Source organism: Micromonospora sp. bgisy143, from assembly GCF_057708145.1.
Genome location: NZ_JBYIRN010000026.1, coordinates 61,819 through 80,251 on the forward strand (window position 1 = coordinate 61,819; position 18,433 = coordinate 80,251).

Below are 18,433 nucleotides of genomic sequence, written 5' to 3' on the forward strand. Positions count from 1 at the left end.
CGGGACATGGAATTCCGACACCTGGGCCGCTCCGGCCTGATGGTCAGCGAGATCTCGTACGGCAACTGGATCACCCACGGTTCCCAGGTCGAGGAGGATGCGGCGTTCGCGTGTGTGCGGGCCGCCCTCGACGCGGGGATCACCACCTTCGACACCGCCGACGTGTACGCCGGCACCCGGGCCGAGGACGTGCTCGGCCGGGCGCTGGAGAGCGAGCGTCGCGAGGGCCTGGAGATCTTCACCAAGGTCTACTGGCCGACCGGGCCGGGTCGCAACGACCGTGGCCTGTCCCGCAAGCACATCATGGAGTCGATCAACGGCTCGCTGCGTCGGCTGCGTACCGACTACGTGGACCTGTACCAGGCCCACCGGTATGACTACAGCACGCCGCTGGAGGAGACGATGGAGGCGTTCGCCGACGTCGTGCACTCCGGTAAGGCGCACTACATCGGCGTCTCCGAGTGGACCGCCGAGCAGCTGCGCGCCGCCCACCCGCTGGCCCGGGAGCTGCACGTCCCGCTGGTCTCGAACCAGCCGCAGTATTCGATGCTGTGGCGGGTCATCGAGGCCGAGGTCGTACCGGCCAGCGAGGAACTGGGCATCGGTCAGATCGTCTGGTCGCCGATGGCGCAGGGCGTGCTCTCCGGTAAGTACCTGCCGGGGCAGCCGCCGCCGGCCGGCTCCCGCGCCACCGACGAGAAGTCCGGCGCGAACTTCATCGCCCGGTTCATGAACGACGACGTGCTCACCCGGGTGCAGCAGCTCAAGCCGCTCGCCGAGCAGGCCGGCCTGAGCATGGCCCAGCTCGCCGTGGCGTGGGTGTTGCAGAACCCGAACGTGTCGTCGGCGATCATCGGGGCGTCCCGCCCCGAGCAGGTGCACGACAACGTGAAGGCGGCCGGCGTGAAGCTGGACGCCGAGCTGCTCAAGGCCATCGACGACATCGTCGAGCCGGTCACCGAGCGGGACGCGGCGAAGACCGAGTCCCCCGCGCAGCGGCCCTGACGCGGGTCCGGCGGCTCAGCTCTGCCAGAAGCGGATCAGGTCGAGGCCGGCGGCGTACAGCCAGGACGGCAGGCCGAGCAGGTCACCGACCGCGAAGACCGCGTCGAAGAACCAGCCGCCGAGGCGCGGGTTCCACAGCAGTGCGAAGAGCAGGATGAAGCCGTACGGGGCGAACAGGTCGTACATCCGGCGCCACTGTGGATTGAGCCACGGCTGGATCATGTTGCCGCCGTCCAGGCCCGGCACCGGCAGCAGGTTGAGCACGCTCGCGGTGAGTTGCAGGAACGCCAGCAGCGCCAGCCCGGCCCAGAACTCGACCCGACCACCCGAGGTCGCGCCGAGTCGGACCGCCAGCACCAGCAGCAACGTGAACAGCACGTTCGTCGCCGGGCCGGCGAGGCTCACCAGGGTGTGCCGCAGCCGTCCCGGAATCGCGTGCCGGTCCACCCACACCGCCCCGCCGGGCAGGCCGATGCCGCCGAGCAGCACCACCACCACCGGCAGCACGATCGACAGCAACGGGTGGGTGTACTTGAACGGGTTGAGCGTGAGGTAGCCACGGTGGGCGATGTCCCGGTCGCCGGCCCGGTAGGCCACCACCGCGTGGGCGTACTCGTGCAGGCAGAGGGACACCAGCCAGCCGGAGACCACGAACAGGAACACGTCGAAGCGGACGCTGCCGTAGCCGTTGAAGGCCAGCACCCCGCTGACCACGAAGAGCGCGACCAGGCCGAGGAAGACCGGGCTGGGCCGGAACGCCGCCTTCGGCACGCCGAGGACCAGCTTGTCGTCCGGCCGGTCGTACGCCATCACTCGGCCGTGGGCAGCAGGCTCATCCGGTACTCGACCCGGTCGTCCTCGACGAGCGCGACCGAGGTGACGCCGGACGAAGCGAGTTCACGCCAGGTCTGACCGATCCAGGATTCGGCGTCGGCCTGGCTGCCGAACGACTCCGCCGGTCCCTCGACCGGCTGACCGTCCGTGCCCTCGTACCGCCAGCTCCACGCCATGCCGCGTCTCCCCTCGCCGCTGAAGTCCCGGTGGGACGAACCCCCGCCAGCGTAGTCGGCCCGAGGCGGGACGGCTCCTCACCCGTCGCGTGAGCGCCGGGCCGGCAGGCAGAGCGACCCCGGGCGGCCTTAAGGTACGGGCATGTCCGTTGACGGGTGGAACACGGTCCTGGTGCTCGGCGGTATCCGGTCCGGCAAGTCCGAGTTCGCCGAGTCCCTGGTCGCCGACGCGCCGGTGGTCCGCTATGTCGCCACCGCGCCGGAGGGCGACCCCGAGGACACCGAGTGGGCGACCCGACTGGCGACGCACCGCGCCCGCCGCCCGGGTAGCTGGACCACCGAGGAGACCGCCGGGGAGCCGCGCCGGTTGGCGGACGTGCTCGCGTCCGCCGAGCCGACCGAGACGCTGCTCGTGGACGACCTGGGCGGCTGGGTGACCGTGCTGCTCGACCCGGAGCACCAGCCCGCCGACGACGTGGCGACGATCGCCGAGCTGGCCGAGGCGATCCGCGGCTGCGCGGCCCGCGTGGTGCTGGTCAGCCCCGAGGTGGGGCTGTCGCTGGTGCCGACGACCCCGCTGGGGCGGGCGTTCACCGACGCGCTCGGCGCGGCCAACCGCGCGGTCGCGGACGCCTGCGACGCCGTGGTGCTGGTGGTCGCCGGTCAGCCCGCCTGGCTGAAGCCGACGGCGGCCCCCGCCTCGACCCCGTCCGCGCCGGTGGCCGCGACCGGGAGACACGCCGTCGCCGCCGGCCAGGCCGCCCCGGGCCGGAGCGCCGCTGCGAGCCTGGGTGACGCCGAGCCGACGCCCGAGGTGCAGCTCCCCGAGGTCCTGACCCACACCCCGCCGGTCGCCCCGAACCAGGAGCCCGGCAACCCCTGGGCCGCGCCGACCATGGCGCTACCGATGGTGGCCACCGGACTGGTCATCCAGCCGGGCATGGAGCTGCCGATGCCCGACGAGTACGCGGGCCCGCAGGCGGTGGACCGGCTGGCCACCCTTGACGTGCCGGGCGCCGGGCTGGGCGTCCTGGACCGGGTGGTCGGCTTCGCCGCCGCCACGCAGGGCACGTCGACCCCGTCCGCCTGGGGTTCGGTACGGGTGCTGCTGCTCAACGGCGACCACGCGGGCGGCGCGTCCGCCGGCACCGTCGCCGGCGAGTCGGCACGCCGCGCCGCGCAGGCCCGCGCCGGTCGGGGCGCGCTGGCCCGGCTGGCCGCCGAGGCCGGCGCGAGCCTCCAGGTGGTGGACACACCGGCCGCCGCCCCGATGGAGACCGAGCCGGCGCTGGCCGGCGAGCAGGTCGAGTCGGCACTGCGCTACGGCTGGCGGCTGGCCGAGCAGGCGGCCGACGCGGGCGTACAACTGCTGGTCCTGGGCGCGTGCGGTGCCGGCACCGAGGCGGCGGCGGCGGCCGTGCTGGCGGCCACCGCGGGCGCGGAACCGCCGGCGGTGCTGGGTCGGGTGATCACCGATTCCGGCGAGATCGACGACGCGGCCTGGATGGTCCGCTGCGCGGCCGTGCGGGACGCCCTGCACCGCACCCGCCGCTCGCCGCGCTCCGCCAAGGACGTGCTGGCCGAGCTGGGCGGCGGCGACGTGGCGGTGGCCACCGGCGTGCTGCTGGGTGCGACCGCCCGGCGGGTGCCGGTGCTGCTGGACGGGCCGGTCGGCCTGGCGGCCGGGATGATCAGCCGCGACCTGGCCGGGCAGGCGCGGCACTGGTGCCTGCTGGCCGACCACGGCCAGCACCCCGCGGTGCGGCTGGCGGCCGACGTGCTCGGCCTCGAGCCCCTGCTCGACCTCCGGCTGGACCTCGGCGAGGGCGCGAACGCCCTGGTCGCACTCCCCATGCTGCGCTCGGTGCTGGCGCTGGCCGCCGCGCTGCCGGTCCACCCGTCGCTCGGCGGCGACGCCGACCCGGACGGCACCGACGAGCCGGCGCCCGACTACACCGACGACGAGCCGGCGTACCCCGGGCCCGACGACACCGACCCGGAGTTCGTCGAGCCGGAGCCGGCCGGGCCGGGCCCCACCCGCACCGGGGCCGACGAGCAGGCGGCGTCGGGCTGGCGTGCCGGCTGAGCCGCGGTTCGTCGCGGGCGTCCGGCTCGCCGTCACCACCTTCAGCACCCTGCCGGTACGCGCCGGACGGATCGATCGCCCGGTGGCGGGTACGGCGATGGCGCTCGCCCCGGCCGTCGGCGCGCTGCTCGGCGTACTCCTGGGTGGTGTCCTGCTGCTGGCCGGCCTGCTCGCTCCCCCGCTGGTCGCGGCGGGTGTGACGGTGGGGGCCGCCGCGCTGCTGACCCGGGGACTGCACCTGGACGGGCTGGCCGACACGGTGGACGCGCTCGGCTCGTACCGGCGGGGCGCGGCCGCGCTGGAGATCATGAAGAAGCCGGACGTCGGACCGTTCGGTGTGGTGGCGCTGGTGGTCGTACTCCTGGTGCAGGCCGCGGCCCTCGCGGAGCTGGCCGGGCGGGCGTGGCCGGCGTGCCTCGCGGCGGTGGTCGCGGCGACCGCCGCCGGCCGGCTGGGCGTCACGGTGGCCTGCCGGCGGGGGGTGCCCGCGGCCCGGCCGGACGGCCTGGGCGCGCTGGTGGCCGGCACGGTCGGCCCGGCGGCCCTGACCGTGGGCGCGGTCGCCGTCGTGCTGCTGGCGGCGCCCGCGGTGCCGGGCCGCCCGTGGCAGGGGCCACTCGCCGTCGTCGCGGCGCTGGCCGTCGCGGTGGCGCTGCTGACCCATGTGGTACGCCGGCTCGGCGGCATCACCGGCGACGTGCTCGGGGCCACCGTCGAGGTGGTCACCACGCTGGTCTACCTGGGTGTGGTGCTGTCCGGCTGAAGCCGGCACGGGCGGCCGGGTAGCGTTCGGCTCGACAACACCGGCGCGGCCACCGGGGGAACGAACATGCTCATCACGGACGACTTCCTGCCCGTACCGGTTCCGGAGTCGCTCAGCGCGACCTACCTGGTGCCGATGGCAGGGCTGCCGAAGGTCAGCCCGAAGACGGCGGTGGAGGCGCTGACCGGCCGGCTGGCCGAACCGGCGCACGGGCTCGCCCGACAGATGCTGGACAGCCCGCTGATGAGCGTGGACACCCGACCGATCGCCGAGTTCCCCGCGCTGCCGCCGGACCTGCTCACCGCGTTCGGCGCGACCGAGGAGCAGTTGGCCCGGCTGGCGGCGGCGACCCACCTGGTGGTGGTGCAGGCCGAGTACCGGCCCGGATGGCCGCCGGCGCACGAGTGGGCGGCGCGGGCGGTGGCGGCGGCGGTCGCCGAGTCCGTCGACAGCGACGTGGTGGACGTCTTCGGCCTCCAGTTCCTCGACCCGGCGACCGCGCTGCGTTCGCTCCCCGACGAGCAGGGCCGGATCCGGCTGGTCGACTGGGTGCTGGTGCCGTACTCGTCCGACGCCGAGGGGTTGTGGTTCACCACCAAGGGGCTGCGTCGCTTCGGGCTGCTGGAGTTGCAGACCCAGGGGGTACCCGATCACCTCACCCGGGCCTGGGGAGCGGTGATGACCGGTGCGGCCCGCCGGCTGCTGCGGGACTGGACCGACGGCCTCAACGGCGCGGAGGTACCGGCGTTCGTGCAGCTGCCGGTGCTCGCCACGGTGACCGGTCACGACATCGCCGTGGCGTACGGCAACCCGGAGCAGCACGGCGCGACCGCGCCGGTGCTGCTGCGCCTGGAGCTGGACCCGGCCACCGATCCGGAGGCCGACTCGTTCCTGAGCCTGCGCCCACCGGCCGGACACCCCGGCCCGGACGGGCGCTACTACGCGGCCGCCTGCGCGACGCTGTTCTCCGGCATCCAGCCGGACGTGCGCTACGCCCGCACGGGCGACGCGATGAGCCGCGCGGTCGCCACCGCCCGGGCCGCGCTGGGCGACGCCCGGGCCCGCTTCGTCGCCGGTCGGCTACCGGCCGAGTCACAGCTGGTGGTGAAGTACGGCCTGCCGGGCGACGACGGCCCGGAGTACGTCTGGGCGGGCGTGACCTCGTGGGAGACCCCGGAGCGGATCGTCGGCGTCAGCGCCAGCGACGCGAACACCGACGAGAGCGTACGGATCGGCGCTCCGGTGGTGGTGGAGGCGTCGGACGTCGTCGACTGGGCGGTCCTGGACGCGACCGGAGTCATCGAAGGCGGCTGGACCCAAGCCGTCCTGGATTCCGGCGAACCCCCCACCCCCTAAACCCCTCGGCCCCCGGCCCACCCCCGCTTCACCCCGGTGATCATGAAGTTATTGCCACCGATGTCGGCGTGTCTCGGCAATAACTTCATGATCAACGGGGTCTTCCGGCGGGGTTAGCCGGCGGGGTTAGTGGGTTGAGGGGGTTACGAAGGGGGGTTTGGTGAGGGTTACCGGGGCGCGGCGGCCGCGGATGTCGATCTCGACCTCGGCGCCGTCGGGGAGGTTGGCGTCGGTGTTCACCAGGGCCAGGGCGATGCCCTGCTTCCTGGTGGGGCTGAATGTGCCGCTCGTCACCACGCCGACCTGCTGGTCGCCCACGTGCACGGTCATGCCGGGACGCGGGATGGCACGGTCGACGGCCACCAGACCGCGCAGCGTACGGCGAGGGCCGGCGGCCTTCTCGGCGCGCAGCGCGTCGCGGCCCCAGAACGCCGGCTTGTCCCAGCCGACCGCCCAGCCGGAGCGGGCCTGCACCGGGGTGATGTCCAGCGAGAGATCCTGCCCGTGCAGCGGGTACCCCATCTCGGTGCGCAGCGTGTCGCGGGCCGCGAGGCCGCAGGCGCGCAGCTCGAACGCCTCGCCGGCGGCGAACAGGGCGTCCCACACGGTCACCGCGTGCTCCGCCGGCACCACCAGCTCGAAGCCCAGCTCGCCGGTGTAGCCGGTACGGCAGACGGTCAGCTCCACGGCGGCCAGGCTGGCGGCGTCGAAGCTCATGTAGCCGTGTTCGGTGGGCAGGTCGAGGGCGGCCAGCAGGTCGGCCGAGCGGGGGCCCTGCACGGCCAGCACGGCGTACGCCTCGTGCTCGTCGGTGACGGTGATCCGCTCCGGCGCGGCGGCGCGCAACCGGCGTACCACCTCGGCGGTGTTCGCGGCGTTCGGGATGAGGAAGACGTGGTCGTCGGCGTACAGGTAGGCGATGATGTCGTCGACCACACCGCCGGTGGCGTCGTCGCAGCAGAGCGTGTACTGCGCGCGGCCGGGCCCGATGCGGCCCAGGTCGTTGCTGAGGCACGAGTTGACGAATTCGGCCGCGCCGGGGCCGCTCACCCGGACCTTGCCCAGGTGTGACACGTCGAAGACCCCCACCGCCGTACGCACCGCGGTGTGCTCCTTGAGCACCCCGCCGCCGGCGTACTCCAGCGGCATCTCCCAGCCCCCGAAGGGGGCGAACTTGGCGCCGGCGGCGGTGTGCCGCTCGTGCAGCGGGGAACGGCGCAGCCGGGTCTCGGCGGCGGCGGAGGTCACGTCGGTCATGGGTGGCAACTTACCGGGGGTTACGCCGCTGGTTAGCATCGGCGGGACCCCGTTGGCGTGATCGGCGGGACAGCCCTGACGTCCGGCGGGTAGGTTCCGCCGGAGACCTTCACCGCTGGTACGCGACGACGCGACCGGCCCGGCCCGCCCGGAGTAGCTTCAGTGACAACCCCCCGCACCACCACCCTGAGCCTGGTCGACACCGACCCGGCGGAGCTCGCCGTCGACGCGATCGTGATCGGCGTGCACAGCCAGACCGGAGAGCAGGACGCCACCAGCGGCCTCGCCGGCACCCTGCTGCTCGGCAGCGGCGCGGAGAGCATCGCCGCCGCGTTCGACGGCAAGCTGACCGAGACGCTGGCGCTGCTCGGCGCGACCGGTGGCCCGGGCGAGGTGATCAAGCTGGCCACGCTGGGCACCGTCACGGCGCCGCTGGTCGTCGCGGTCGGGCTCGGCCCGGAGCCGACGGGTGCCGCCCCGGCGCCGGAGACGCTGCGTCGCGCGTCCGGCGCGGTGGTGCGGGCCCTGGCGGGCGCGCCGAAGGTGGCGCTCAGTCTGCCGTTGCCGGACGACGCGGACGCGCCGGCCGCGCTGCGCGCGGTCGCCGAGGGTGCGCTGCTCGGCGGCTACCGGTTCGCCGGTTACAAGACCCGGCCGCAGCCGACCCGGCGGGAGCCGGTGGCCGAGGTGCTCATCGCCGTCCCGGACGCGGCCGACGCGGGCGCCCAGGCGGAGATCACCCGCGCGCAGGCGGTCGCCGGCGCGGTCCGGCTCAGCCGGGACTGGGTGAACACCGCCCCGAACGAGCTGCGTCCCCCGTCGTTCGCGGACGCCGTGGCCGCCGCCGCGCGCGATGCCGGTCTCGGCGTCGAGGTGCTGGACGAGGCGGCGTTGGCCGCCGGAGGGTACGGCGGCATCATCGCGGTCGGGCAGGGCTCGGAGGCTCCGCCGCGGCTGGTGAAGCTCACGTACACGCCGCAGGACGCCGGCAACGGCAAGCGGGTCGCGCTGGTCGGCAAGGGCATCACCTTCGACACCGGCGGCATCTCGATCAAGCCGGCGCAGGGCATGTGGGAGATGAAGTCCGACATGGCGGGCGCCGCCGCGGTGGGTGCGGCGATGCTGGCGATCGCCGCGCTGAAGCCGTCCGTGGCGGTCAGCGCGTACCTGCCGATGGCCGAGAACATGCCGTCGGGCACCAGCTACCGGCCGGGCGACGTGATCAGCATGTTCAGCGGCAAGAAGGTGGAGGTGCTCAACACCGACGCCGAGGGCCGGATGGTGCTGGCCGACGCCATCGCCCGGGCCTGCGCCGACGGCACGGACTACCTGTTCGAGACCTCCACCCTGACCGGCGGTCAGGTGATCGCGCTGGGCAAGCGGGTCGCCGGTGTGATGGGTACGCCCGAGTTGTGCGAGCGGGTCCGTACGGTCGGCGACGCGGTCGGCGAGCCGGCCTGGCCGATGCCGCTGCCGGACGACGTGCGCAAGGGCATGGACTCCGACGTGGCGGACATCTCGCAGGTCAACGCCGGGATGGACCGGGCCGGGCACATGCTGCAGGGCGGCGTGTTCCTGCGTGAGTTCGTGACCGACGACGTGGCGTGGGCGCACATCGACATCGCCGGTCCGGGCTACCACTCGGGCGAGCCGACCGGCTACTGGACCAAGGGCGGCACCGGCGTGCCGGTCCGCACCCTGGTGCAGCTCGTCGAGGACGTCGCCGCCAACGGCTGACCGCGCACGGTGCAGGGCCCCCGGCCGGGGGCCCTGCACCGTTTCTCAGTACCGCTCGGGGCGGCGCTTGCGGCGCTCGTTGAAGTCGCGCATCCGCTGCGGGTAGCCCATCAGCCGGACGTCGTAGATCGGGATGCCCATCCGGTACGCGAAGCGGCGCGCGCCGTCCGGGCCGTCGATGCGGCGGCGGGTCCACTCCCCGTCGTCGGCGATCAGGATGACGGTGGTCTCGGTGACCGTGGTCCGGGGCTCGATGAACGCCTCGACGCCGCGCCGGCTCCGGATGAAGTTCTCCAGATGGGTCAGATCGCCACGATCGGCCGCACGATCGTGGCTCGCCACACGCGCCTGTTTGCGACGCCGGAACAACCCCACCGGACTTCTCCCCCACCTGACGTCATCGACAACGGTGCCAAGGGTACGTGTCGATGACGTGTCGTTGGGCACCTCACTACGCACCCTGTGCCCGGTGGTGACAAGATGACCGAGGTGGGGTGTGTCCGTGTTACACCTCCGTGACCCCCGATGCAGTGACGCGACCTGGGAGTTGGACGTGAGCGAGCCGAACGAAGCGACCTTCGACATCGTCATCCTCGGAGGTGGCAGCGGCGGTTACGCGACCGCGCTGCGCGCCGTCCAGCTGGGCCTGAAGGTCGCGCTGGTCGAGAAGGGCAAGCTCGGCGGTACCTGCCTGCACAACGGCTGCATCCCCACGAAGGCTCTGCTGCACGCGGCCGAGATCGCCGACCAGACCCGCGAGTCGGAGCAGTTCGGCGTGAAGGCCGAGCTGGTCGGCATCGACATGGCCGGGGTCAACTCGTACAAGGACGGCGTGATCGCCCGCCTGTACAAGGGCCTCCAGGGCATGTTGAAGGGCAACAAGTCGATCACCATCGTCGAGGGCCACGGCAAGCTGGTCGGCAAGAACGTGGTCGAGGTGGACGGCAAGCGCTACACCGGGCGCAACATCGTGCTGGCCTCCGGCTCGTACGCGAAGAGCCTGCCCGGCCTGGAGGTCGACGGCGAGCGGATCATCACGAGCGACCACGCGCTGACCCTGGACCGGATCCCCTCGTCGGTGATCGTGCTCGGCGGTGGCGTGATCGGCGTCGAGTTCGCCAGCGTGTGGAAGTCCTTCGGCGTGGACGTGACGATCGTCGAGGCGCTGCCCCGACTGGTCGCCGCCGAGGACGAGGAGTCGTCGAAGGCGTTGGAGCGGGCGTTCCGCAAGCGCAAGATCAACTTCAAGGTCGGCAAGCCGTTCGAGAAGGTCGAGAAGACCGAGAACGGCGTCAAGCTGACGATCTCCGGCGGCGAGACCGTCGAGGCCGAGCTGCTGCTGGTCGCCGTGGGCCGCGGTCCGAACACCGCGAACCTCGGGTACGAGGAGCAGGGCGTCAAGATGGACCGCGGCTACGTGCTGACCGACGAGCGGCTGCGCACCAGCGTGCCGAACGTCTACGCGGTCGGCGACATCGTGCCCGGCCTCCAGCTCGCGCACCGGGGCTTCCAGCAGGGCATCTTCGTCGCCGAGGAGATCGCCGGGCAGACCCCGGCCGTGATCGACGAGGTCGGCATCCCGCGCGTCACCTACTGCGACCCGGAGCTGGCGTCGGTGGGCCTGACCGAGGCGAAGGCCAAGGAGCAGTACGGCGCCGACAAGGTCAAGACCTACAACTACAACCTGGGTGGCAACGGCAAGAGCCAGATCCTCAAGACGACCGGCTTCGTGAAGCTGGTCCGCGTCGAGGACGGCCCGGTCGTCGGCGTCCACATGGTCGGCGCCCGGGTGGGTGAGCTGATCGGCGAGGCGCAGCTCATCTACAACTGGGAGGCCTACCCGGCCGAGGTCGCCCAGCTCGTGCACGCCCACCCGACCCAGAACGAGGCACTGGGCGAGGCGCACCTGGCCCTCGCCGGCAAGCCGCTGCACGCGCACGCCTGATCACCCAAACCGCGGCGTCCGGCGACGGGCGAAGATCCCCCAGGGGAATGAAGGAGTCTGGAGAACATGCCGGTATCGGTCACCATGCCCCGGCTCGGCGAGAGCGTCACCGAGGGCACCGTCACGCGCTGGCTCAAGCAGGAGGGCGACACGGTCGAGGTCGACGAGCCCCTGCTCGAGGTCTCGACCGACAAGGTCGACACCGAGATCCCGTCGCCCGCGGCGGGTGTGCTGAGCCGCATCGTGGTCGGCGAGGACGAGACCGCCGAGGTCGGCAGCGAGCTGGCCGTCATCGCCGGTGAGGGCGAGTCGGCCGGCGGTGGTGAGGCCGCGCCGCAGGAGCAGCAGGAAGCGGCCCCGGCCGCGGTCGAGCCGGCCGCCGAGCCGACCGCCGCCGCCGAGGGCACCGCCGACGAGGTCGTGCAGGACGACGTGGCCGAGGACGCGCCGGCTCCGGCCGCCACGTCGGGCGAGGGCACCGCGGTCAAGATGCCGGCCCTGGGCGAGAGCGTCACCGAGGGTACGGTCACCCGCTGGCTCAAGCAGGTCGGCGACACCGTCGAGGTCGACGAGCCGCTGCTGGAGGTCTCCACCGACAAGGTCGACACGGAGATCCCGTCGCCGGTCGCCGGCACCGTGCTGGAGATCAAGGTCGCCGAGGACGAGACCGCCGCGGTCGGCGCCGACCTCGTGGTGATCGGCGCCGAGGGCGGGGCCCCGGCTCCGGCGAAGACCCAGCCGAAGCCCGAGCCGAAGACGGAGGCCGCGCCGGCCCCCAAGGCCGAGCCGAAGCCGGAGCCCAAGGTCGAGGAGCCGACCCCGGGCATGTCGTACAACGAGCCGGCCGCCGAGGCGGAGACGTCGGCGCAGCCGGCGAAGGCCGAGCAGGCCGCCCAGCCGGCCGCGCCGACCGCCGCGCCGCAGCGCCCGTCCGCGCCAGCGCAGGGCGGCGAGGAGGCGGCCGGGTACGTCACGCCGCTGGTACGCAAGCTGGCCAACGAGCACGGCGTCGACCTGGCCGCGCTCAACGGCACCGGTGTGGGTGGCCGGATCCGCAAGCAGGACGTCCTGGACGCGGCCGAGAAGGCCAAGGCCGCCGCGGCCGCACCGGCTCCGACGGCACAGCCGGCCGCCGCGCCGTCGGCCGCCGCGCCGAAGCCGGCCGCCAAGCCGCAGCCGAGCGCGAAGCGGGGCACCACGGAGAAGCTGCCGCGGATCCGGGCGACCATCGCCAAGCGGATGCAGCAGTCGCTGCACGAGACGGCGCAGCTGACCACTGTCGTCGAGGTCGACGTCACCAAGGTCGCCAAGCTGCGGGCCCAGGCCAAGGACTCGTTCCTGGCCAAGCACGGCGTGAAGCTGTCCTTCCTGCCGTTCTTCGCCCTCGCCGCCATCGAGGCGTTGCAGACCCACCCGATCATCCAGGCCAGCATGGACCTGGAGGGCGGCACGATCACCTACCCGGCGGCCGAGCACCTCGGCATCGCCGTGGACACCGAGCGCGGCCTGCTCGTGCCGGTGATCCACAACGCCGGTGACCTCAACATGGGCGGCATCGCCAAGCGGATCGCCGACCTGGCCGAGCGCACCCGGAACAACAAGATCACCCCGGACGAGATGGCCGGGGCGACCTTCACGCTGACCAACACGGGCAGCCGGGGCGCGCTCTTCGACACGCCGATCGTGCCGTCGCCGCAGTCGGCGATGCTCGGCACCGGCGCCGTGGTGAAGCGTCCGGTCGTGGTCAACGACCCGGACCTGGGCGAGGTCATCGCGGTCCGGTCGATGGTCTACCTGGCCATGTCGTACGACCACCGCCTGATCGACGGCGCCGACGCGGCCCGCTTCCTGACCTCGGTCAAGGAGCGCCTGGAGGGCGGCAACTTCGAGTCGGAGCTGGGCCTGGCCTGATCCGCCGCGTACGCCAAGGGGCGCCCCGGTCGTCGACCGGGGCGCCCCTTCGTCTGTGCCGCTCAGCCCTTGAGCAGGAGTGCCGCTGAGCGCTTGGGCAGGTATGCCGCTCAGCCCTTGAGCAGGTCGGTCGAGACCTTCCAGAGCCGCTCGGCCGCCTCCGGGTCCAGCGCGTAGTCCGCGACGCCGGTGCGGGTGCCGGGTCGGGCGGGCGCGGCCTGCTGGCAGTCCTCGAAGTAGCGTCCGCCGACCTCGTCGAGCAACGGGGACGCGGCCACCAGCACCGACGTGGCCGCGCCCTGCTCGACGGTCTTCCACGCGGCCGCATTGCCGGCGCGCAGCCGGTTCAGCTCCTCCTCGCTGACGTAGCGCTGGAGGTTGGTGCGGATCGCGCCGGGCATCAGCGAGTTGGTGTAGATGCCGTCGTCGGACCAGCGGCGGGTCGCCTCCACGGCGAAGAGCACGTTGGCCGTCTTCGACTGCCCGTACGCCTGCCAGGGCTCGTACTCGCGGCGGTCGTACTGGATGTCTTCGAAGACCACCGGCGAGCGCAGGTGGGCGGCGGAGCTGACCGAGACGATGCGGGCCCCGTCGGCGGCGGCGAGCGCCCGGCGCAGCCCGGTGGCGAGCGCGAAGTGCCCGAGGTGGTTGGTGGCGAACTGCATCTCCCAGCCCTGCGGGGTGCGGCTCAGCGGCGCGGCCATGATGCCGGCGTTGTTGACCAGGATGTGCAGCGGGCCGTCCCAGTTGGCGACGAAATCGGCGACCGAGCCCTGGTCGGCGAGGTCGAGGGGGCCGACCAGGACGCGGTCGTTGCCGGTGGTGCCGGTGATGTCGTCGGCGGCCTTGCGGCCGGCGTCGGGGTTGCGGACGGCCAGGGTGACCTCCGCGCCGGCGCTGGCCAGGGCGCGGGCGGTCTCGACGCCGATGCCGGACGACCCGCCGGTGACGATCGCCCGCCGGCCGACCAGGTCCACGCCGCGGATCACGTCCATGGCGGTGGAGTCGTGGGCGAACGGCGTGGTGATCGGGTTGCTCGTCGTCATGATCCATCCTTGTCCAGGCTGGGGCGGACCGGTCGGCCCGCCGGTACGATGGAAGCGGAGGATCCTCCGCTGCGGTCGAGACTAACCGGAGTTCCCTCCGCTTGCCACGTCCTGTGCGTGACTGACACCTGCCCAACGAGGAGGAGACGGTGCCGGAGTCCAGCCCCCGCCCGCTTCGGGCGGACGCGCTGCGCAACCGCGAACGTCTGCTTCAGGTCGCGGTCCAGGCCTTTTCCCGTCCCGGGCCGGAGGTAACGCTCGACGCCATCGCCCGCGAGGCGGGGGTGGGCATCGGCACCCTCTACCGCCACTTCCCCACCCGCGAGGCGCTGGTCGAGGCGGCGTACCGCAACGAGCTGGCCCGGCTCTGCGACGCCGCGCCGCAGCTACTCGACCGGTTACCGCCCGATCGGGCGCTGCGGGAGTGGATGTCGCGTTTCATCGACTACCTCGCCACCAAGCGGGGCATGGCCGACGCGCTGCGCCTCGTCATCGCGTCCGGCGCCAACCCGTACGCCCAGAGCCGCGATCTGCTGCTCGCGGCGCTCGGCCGGTTGCTGGACGCGGGCGTGGCGGCGGGCACCGTCCGGGCCGACGTCGCCGCCGGCGACGTGCTGGCGGGCCTGAGTGGGATCTCCCTGGCCGCCGGCGAGCGCGACCAGGCCGACCGGCTGCTCGACCTGCTGATGGACGGGCTGCGCCTCCGCGAGGCGGGCTGACCCGTTCCGTCCTCCGACCAGGCCATCCGCTGCCAGAGTGGGACCGTGGGCGGTAACCGGCGGCGCGGACATCTGGGACCTCCCATCCCGATCGCCCCCGGCGCCCGGGTGGACAAGTTCGAGGTCTTCTTCGACCTGGTCTTTGTCTTCTCGTTCTTCATCATCACCCGGGCCACCGCTGCCGACATCTCCGGCCGGCAACTGCTGCACGCCGCCCTGGTGCTCGCCGTGCTCTGGTGGATCTGGGTGGTGCACAGCCTGGTCGCCACCCGGGTCCGGCTCGGCGAGGGCTACGTCCCGGTGCTCATGGTGATCGCGATGGTCGCGCTGTTCGCGTTCGCGTTGGGGCTGCCGCAGGCGTTCAGCGACCCGAGAGGCGGCGCCGGCGGCCCGATGCTGGTCGCCATCAGCTACGTCGTGGTGCGCGGCATCCACTGGATCCTCTACCAGCACGTGGTGCGGGACAGCCCGCAGGAACGACGCCAGCTCCGCCGCTTCGCCCCGGAGCTGGCGCTGAGTATCCTGCTGCTGCTGGCCGCCGCCTTGATCCCACCGCAGATCACCGACCCCGACCAGGCCGCCATGGTCCGGGACGGGCTGTGGATCGCCGTCGTGGTGGTGCAGTACGCGACCGGCTTCATCGTCGGCACCTGGGGCTGGGGGGTGACCAGCGCCGAGCACTGGACTGAACGCTACGACCTCATTCTGATCATCGCGTTGGGTGAATCGGTGATCTCCACGGGCGTGGGCGGCAATCTGCTCGGCAAGTCGGTCACCTGGCCGGCGGTGGCCGCCGCATCGCTCGGCATCGTGATCACCGCCGCGCTCTGGTGGGCGCACTTCGACTTCGTCGGGCCGGCCGCCCGGATCGCCCTGCACGCGGCGGAGGGCGCTCCCCGGGTGGCGATGGCCCGCGACGCGTACGCGTACCTCTACCTGCCGATGATCGCCGGGGTGATCCTCTTCTCGATCGGCAACGAGGAGATCCTGCACAAGATCACCGACCCGGCCGGCGGCATCGCGGAGAAGATTGAGGGACCGGCGGTGCCGATGCTCTTCGGCGGGTTGATCACCTACTTCGCCGTCAACATGCTGTTCCAACTGCGCACCCTGCACACCGTCACCTGGACCCGGGTGGGTGTCATCGTGGCGCTCACGGTGGCCCTGCCGATCGGCCTGTACCTACCGGTGCTCGGCGCGCTCACCCTGGCGACCGTGATCTGCGTCGGGCTGGTCGCCGTCGAGGTGCTGGTGATGTCGGACTCCCGGCACGCGCTGCGGGCCGCCGTGTTCGAGGAACGGACGACGCACGAGGCGCACGAGGCGGCGTGGCGGGCACGCTGGCACGACCTCCGGGAGCCCGACGAGCCCACCACCCCGTGACGACGTCGGCCTAGACTGTCGGTCAGCGTCGCGGTGTACCCGGCACGATGGCCGCCGAGGGCATGGAGGCGCGGGGACAGCATGGGACGCACGTTGCACCCAACCGGTTCACCGACCGACCGGCTCGCCGCCGTCGGCAATCAGATGATCGAGATCCACCTCTGGCTCCGCGCGGAACTGGCCCGCCTCCGGGCCGACCTGGACACCCCGTCGCGCGACCTAAGGGCCCACTGCCTCACCTTCTGCGCCGCGCTCGGCCGGCACCACACCGGCGAGGACGCGGGCGCGTTCCGCCTCCTGGCCGACGAGGTGCCCGAGCTGCGCCCGGTCCTGGCCAACCTGGTCGCCGACCACGACGTGGTGGCGGGGATCCTCGGCCGGGTCGAGGAGCTGCTCGCCGACGACCGGCCGCTGCCGACCGCCCAGGTACGCGCCGAGCTGGACGGGTTGGCCGCCCTGCTGGAGTCACACTTCCGCTACGAGGAGAAGCGGCTGGTCAGCGCCCTGAACGCGCTCACCGGCCGACCCGGGACGGCCGAGCAGCTGCTCGGCCTGACCGCGCCGACCGACTGAGCCGGGTGCCGCCCGCGATCACCGGCGTTCGTCGGGGCCGAGCGCGCGGGCAGCCGCTCCCGCATTCACCGGTCTTCGTCGAGAGCGGGCGCGCCGGGCAGCCGCTCGCATTCACCGGCCTTCGTCGGCGGCGGGTGCGCCGGGTAGCCGCTCGTAGAAGCGGATCTTCTCCCGGAGGTGGTCGTACTGGCGCTGGAGCAGGCGCATCTGCTCCTCGACCTGCGCCGCGTGCCGTTGCAGCAGCTCCCGCCGCTCGTCGACGGTGTGCTCACCCGCGCGGGCCAGCGACGCGTACCGGCACATCTGGGCGATCGGCATCCCGGTGTCCCGCAGGCAGCGGAACAGCAGCAGCCAGCTCAGGTCGTCGTCGGTGAAGACGCGCCGGCCACCCGAGGTACGACCCACGTCGGCCAGCAGGCCGATCTTCTCGTAGTACCGCAGCGTGTCCAGGCTGAAGCCGCTGCGCCGGGCGGCCTCGGCGGGGGCGTAACCGGTCATGCCCGGCAATGCTAGTTGCCCCTTGACCTGGAGCGCACTCCAGGTTGGAGGCTGGTCCACATGACGACGACACGCACGCTGGGACGCAGCGGCATCGAGGTGAGCGCGATCGGGATGGGCTGCTGGGCGATCGGCGGCCCACTCTGGGGTGACGACGGCCAGCCGTTCGGGTGGGGCGAGGTCGATGACGACGAGTCGATCCGTACGATCCACCGGGCTCTCGACCTCGGCGTGACCCTGTTCGACACGGCCAGCAACTACGGCGCCGGGCACAGTGAGCGCGTCCTCGGCCGGGCCCTCGCGGGCCGCCGGGACGCGGCGGTGATCGCCACCAAGTTCGGCAACGTCAGCGACGAGGCCACCCGACGGGCGCTCGGCACCGACGCCAGCGGAACGTTCGCCGTCCGCAGCCTCGAAGACTCACTGCGCCGGCTCGGCACCGACCACGTCGACCTCTACCAACTGCACATCAACGACCTGTCGGCGTCCGCCGCGCTCGACCTGGTCGACACCCTGGAGGGTCTCGTCGCCCAGGGCAAGATCCGGGCGTACGGCTGGAGCACCGACAACGCGGCCTCGGCGGAGGCGTTCGCGGCCGGCGGACCGCACTGCGCGGCCATCCAGCACGACGAGTCGGTGCTGAACGACAACGCGGCGGTCCTGGCCGTCTGCGACCGGCACGACCTGGCGAGCCTCAACCGGGGGCCACTGGCGATGGGGCTCCTCACCGGCTCGACCCGGGCGCTCGGCGCGGACGACGTACGGGGCAGAGCCCCGGAGTGGTTGCGGTGGTTCACCGACGGCCGGCCGACACCGGAGTGGGCGGCGCGGGTCGAGCAGGTCCGCGCCGCGCTCACCGCCGACGGTCGGACCCTCGCCCAGGGCGCGCTCGGCTGGCTGCTGGCCCGCAGCCCGCGTACGGTCCCGATCCCCGGCCTCCGCACCGTGGCCCAAGCCGACGAGAACCTGACAACCCTCAAGCTGGGCCCCCTCTTCCCAGAGGCTTTCAAGGAGGTGGAAACCCTCCTCAAGGATCTCCGCGCCTGACCCCTGACCTCGCCGATCTTGCACTTTCGGTGGCGACGAAACGGGCCTTGTCCGGCAAAACGACGACAGAATGTGCAAGATCGGCGAGGTGTGGAGG

General features: G+C 72.7%; 17 protein-coding genes. 11 read left to right on the forward strand and 6 right to left on the reverse strand.

Annotation, left to right across the window (positions count from 1 at the left end; translation table 11 throughout):
* The first annotated feature begins 6 nt into the window (after positions 1-6).
* Positions 7-1,005: an aldo/keto reductase family protein gene (locus tag AC3EN4_RS25315; RefSeq protein ID WP_422736151.1), complete on the forward strand. Its 999-nt coding sequence runs from the start codon at positions 7-9 to the stop codon at positions 1,003-1,005.
* A 15-nt stretch (positions 1,006-1,020) separates the two neighbouring features.
* Here the strand turns inward: AC3EN4_RS25315 and AC3EN4_RS25320 are convergent, their stop codons facing one another.
* Complete coding sequence (locus AC3EN4_RS25320) at positions 1,021-1,815, reverse strand: site-2 protease family protein (RefSeq protein ID WP_422736152.1); 795 nt, start codon at positions 1,813-1,815, stop codon at positions 1,021-1,023.
* Entirely contained in the window at positions 1,815-2,015 is a 201-nt protein-coding gene (locus AC3EN4_RS25325; protein WP_422736153.1) for a hypothetical protein, read from the reverse strand. Before AC3EN4_RS25325 ends, AC3EN4_RS25320 begins: the two co-directional genes overlap by 1 nt.
* 142 nt (positions 2,016-2,157) lie before the next feature.
* Here AC3EN4_RS25325 and AC3EN4_RS25330 point away from each other — a divergent pair, with 142 nt between their 5' ends.
* From AC3EN4_RS25330 to AC3EN4_RS25340, 3 genes are all read left to right on the forward strand, one after another.
* Positions 2,158-4,101 carry a bifunctional adenosylcobinamide kinase/adenosylcobinamide-phosphate guanylyltransferase gene (locus AC3EN4_RS25330; RefSeq protein WP_435208321.1) on the forward strand — a complete coding sequence of 648 codons (1,944 nt, stop codon included), beginning with the start codon at positions 2,158-2,160 and terminating at the stop codon, positions 4,099-4,101.
* Positions 4,091-4,864 carry an adenosylcobinamide-GDP ribazoletransferase gene (locus AC3EN4_RS25335; protein ID WP_422736155.1) on the forward strand — a complete coding sequence of 258 codons (774 nt, stop codon included), beginning with the start codon at positions 4,091-4,093 and terminating at the stop codon, positions 4,862-4,864. Before AC3EN4_RS25330 ends, AC3EN4_RS25335 begins: the two co-directional genes overlap by 11 nt.
* A 66-nt stretch (positions 4,865-4,930) precedes the next feature.
* Positions 4,931-6,220 (forward strand): DUF2314 domain-containing protein, encoded by a 1,290-nt coding sequence (locus AC3EN4_RS25340; protein WP_435208324.1) that lies wholly within the window; start codon positions 4,931-4,933, stop codon positions 6,218-6,220.
* Positions 6,221-6,346: 126 nt separating this feature from the next.
* Here AC3EN4_RS25340 and gcvT read toward each other — a convergent pair whose 3' ends face one another.
* Entirely contained in the window at positions 6,347-7,477 is a 1,131-nt protein-coding gene (gcvT, locus tag AC3EN4_RS25345; RefSeq protein WP_435208325.1) for a glycine cleavage system aminomethyltransferase GcvT, read from the reverse strand.
* Positions 7,478-7,639: 162 nt separating this feature from the next.
* Between gcvT and AC3EN4_RS25350 the strand changes: the two genes are divergently transcribed.
* The gene (locus tag AC3EN4_RS25350) at positions 7,640-9,214 is read left to right on the forward strand and encodes a leucyl aminopeptidase (protein WP_422736158.1); all 1,575 of its coding nucleotides are present in this window, start codon (positions 7,640-7,642) and stop codon (positions 9,212-9,214) included.
* 45 nt (positions 9,215-9,259) lie between these two features.
* On the opposite strand, the gene AC3EN4_RS25355 is transcribed toward AC3EN4_RS25350, so the two are convergent.
* Positions 9,260-9,589, reverse strand: a complete 330-nt coding sequence (locus tag AC3EN4_RS25355) for a hypothetical protein (protein WP_422736159.1) — start codon at positions 9,587-9,589, stop codon at positions 9,260-9,262.
* Between the two features lie 178 nt (positions 9,590-9,767).
* Here AC3EN4_RS25355 and lpdA point away from each other — a divergent pair, with 178 nt between their 5' ends.
* Together lpdA and sucB are read left to right on the forward strand one after the other, a co-directional pair.
* Positions 9,768-11,159, forward strand: a complete 1,392-nt coding sequence (gene lpdA, locus AC3EN4_RS25360) for a dihydrolipoyl dehydrogenase (RefSeq protein WP_435208327.1) — start codon at positions 9,768-9,770, stop codon at positions 11,157-11,159.
* A gap of 66 nt (positions 11,160-11,225) precedes the next feature.
* A complete protein-coding gene (gene sucB, locus AC3EN4_RS25365; RefSeq protein ID WP_435208329.1) occupies positions 11,226-13,070 on the forward strand; it encodes a 2-oxoglutarate dehydrogenase, E2 component, dihydrolipoamide succinyltransferase in 1,845 nt (614 codons plus the stop codon).
* Positions 13,071-13,180: 110 nt separating this feature from the next.
* On the opposite strand, the gene AC3EN4_RS25370 is transcribed toward sucB, so the two are convergent.
* The gene (locus AC3EN4_RS25370) at positions 13,181-14,116 is read right to left on the reverse strand and encodes an SDR family NAD(P)-dependent oxidoreductase (protein ID WP_422736162.1); all 936 of its coding nucleotides are present in this window, start codon (positions 14,114-14,116) and stop codon (positions 13,181-13,183) included.
* 149 nt (positions 14,117-14,265) lie between these two features.
* Here AC3EN4_RS25370 and AC3EN4_RS25375 point away from each other — a divergent pair, with 149 nt between their 5' ends.
* From AC3EN4_RS25375 to AC3EN4_RS25385, 3 genes are all read left to right on the forward strand, one after another.
* Entirely contained in the window at positions 14,266-14,835 is a 570-nt protein-coding gene (locus tag AC3EN4_RS25375) for a TetR/AcrR family transcriptional regulator (RefSeq protein WP_435208330.1), read from the forward strand.
* A 45-nt stretch (positions 14,836-14,880) separates the two neighbouring features.
* A complete protein-coding gene (locus AC3EN4_RS25380) occupies positions 14,881-16,218 on the forward strand; it encodes a low temperature requirement protein A (protein WP_435208332.1) in 1,338 nt (445 codons plus the stop codon).
* Between the two features lie 81 nt (positions 16,219-16,299).
* Positions 16,300-16,791, forward strand: coding sequence for a hemerythrin domain-containing protein (locus AC3EN4_RS25385; protein WP_435208334.1), 492 nt, complete (start codon positions 16,300-16,302; stop codon positions 16,789-16,791).
* A 111-nt stretch (positions 16,792-16,902) separates the two neighbouring features.
* On the opposite strand, the gene AC3EN4_RS25390 is transcribed toward AC3EN4_RS25385, so the two are convergent.
* Complete coding sequence (locus AC3EN4_RS25390; protein WP_435208336.1) at positions 16,903-17,289, reverse strand: MerR family transcriptional regulator; 387 nt, start codon at positions 17,287-17,289, stop codon at positions 16,903-16,905.
* Between the two features lie 60 nt (positions 17,290-17,349).
* Here AC3EN4_RS25390 and AC3EN4_RS25395 point away from each other — a divergent pair, with 60 nt between their 5' ends.
* Positions 17,350-18,336, forward strand: a complete 987-nt coding sequence (locus AC3EN4_RS25395) for an aldo/keto reductase (RefSeq protein ID WP_435208337.1) — start codon at positions 17,350-17,352, stop codon at positions 18,334-18,336.
* The last annotated feature ends 97 nt before the right edge of the window (positions 18,337-18,433 follow it).

Bases quoted from the DNA above. Each gene is read 5' to 3' on its own strand.
- sucB (WP_435208329.1), top strand. From the start codon at position 11,226: ATGCCGGTATCGGTCACCATGCCCCGGCTCGGCGAGAGCGTCACCGAG.
- AC3EN4_RS25320 (WP_422736152.1), bottom strand. From the start codon at position 1,815: ATGGCGTACGACCGGCCGGACGACAAGCTGGTCCTCGGCGTGCCGAAG.
- AC3EN4_RS25395 (WP_435208337.1), top strand. From the start codon at position 17,350: ATGACGACGACACGCACGCTGGGACGCAGCGGCATCGAGGTGAGCGCG.
- AC3EN4_RS25370 (WP_422736162.1), bottom strand. From the start codon at position 14,116: ATGACGACGAGCAACCCGATCACCACGCCGTTCGCCCACGACTCCACC.
- AC3EN4_RS25315 (WP_422736151.1), top strand. From the start codon at position 7: ATGGAATTCCGACACCTGGGCCGCTCCGGCCTGATGGTCAGCGAGATC.
- AC3EN4_RS25390 (WP_435208336.1), bottom strand. From the start codon at position 17,289: ATGACCGGTTACGCCCCCGCCGAGGCCGCCCGGCGCAGCGGCTTCAGC.
- AC3EN4_RS25325 (WP_422736153.1), bottom strand. From the start codon at position 2,015: ATGGCGTGGAGCTGGCGGTACGAGGGCACGGACGGTCAGCCGGTCGAG.
- AC3EN4_RS25330 (WP_435208321.1), top strand. From the start codon at position 2,158: ATGTCCGTTGACGGGTGGAACACGGTCCTGGTGCTCGGCGGTATCCGG.
- gcvT (WP_435208325.1), bottom strand. From the start codon at position 7,477: ATGACCGACGTGACCTCCGCCGCCGCCGAGACCCGGCTGCGCCGTTCC.
- AC3EN4_RS25385 (WP_435208334.1), top strand. From the start codon at position 16,300: ATGGGACGCACGTTGCACCCAACCGGTTCACCGACCGACCGGCTCGCC.
- AC3EN4_RS25340 (WP_435208324.1), top strand. From the start codon at position 4,931: ATGCTCATCACGGACGACTTCCTGCCCGTACCGGTTCCGGAGTCGCTC.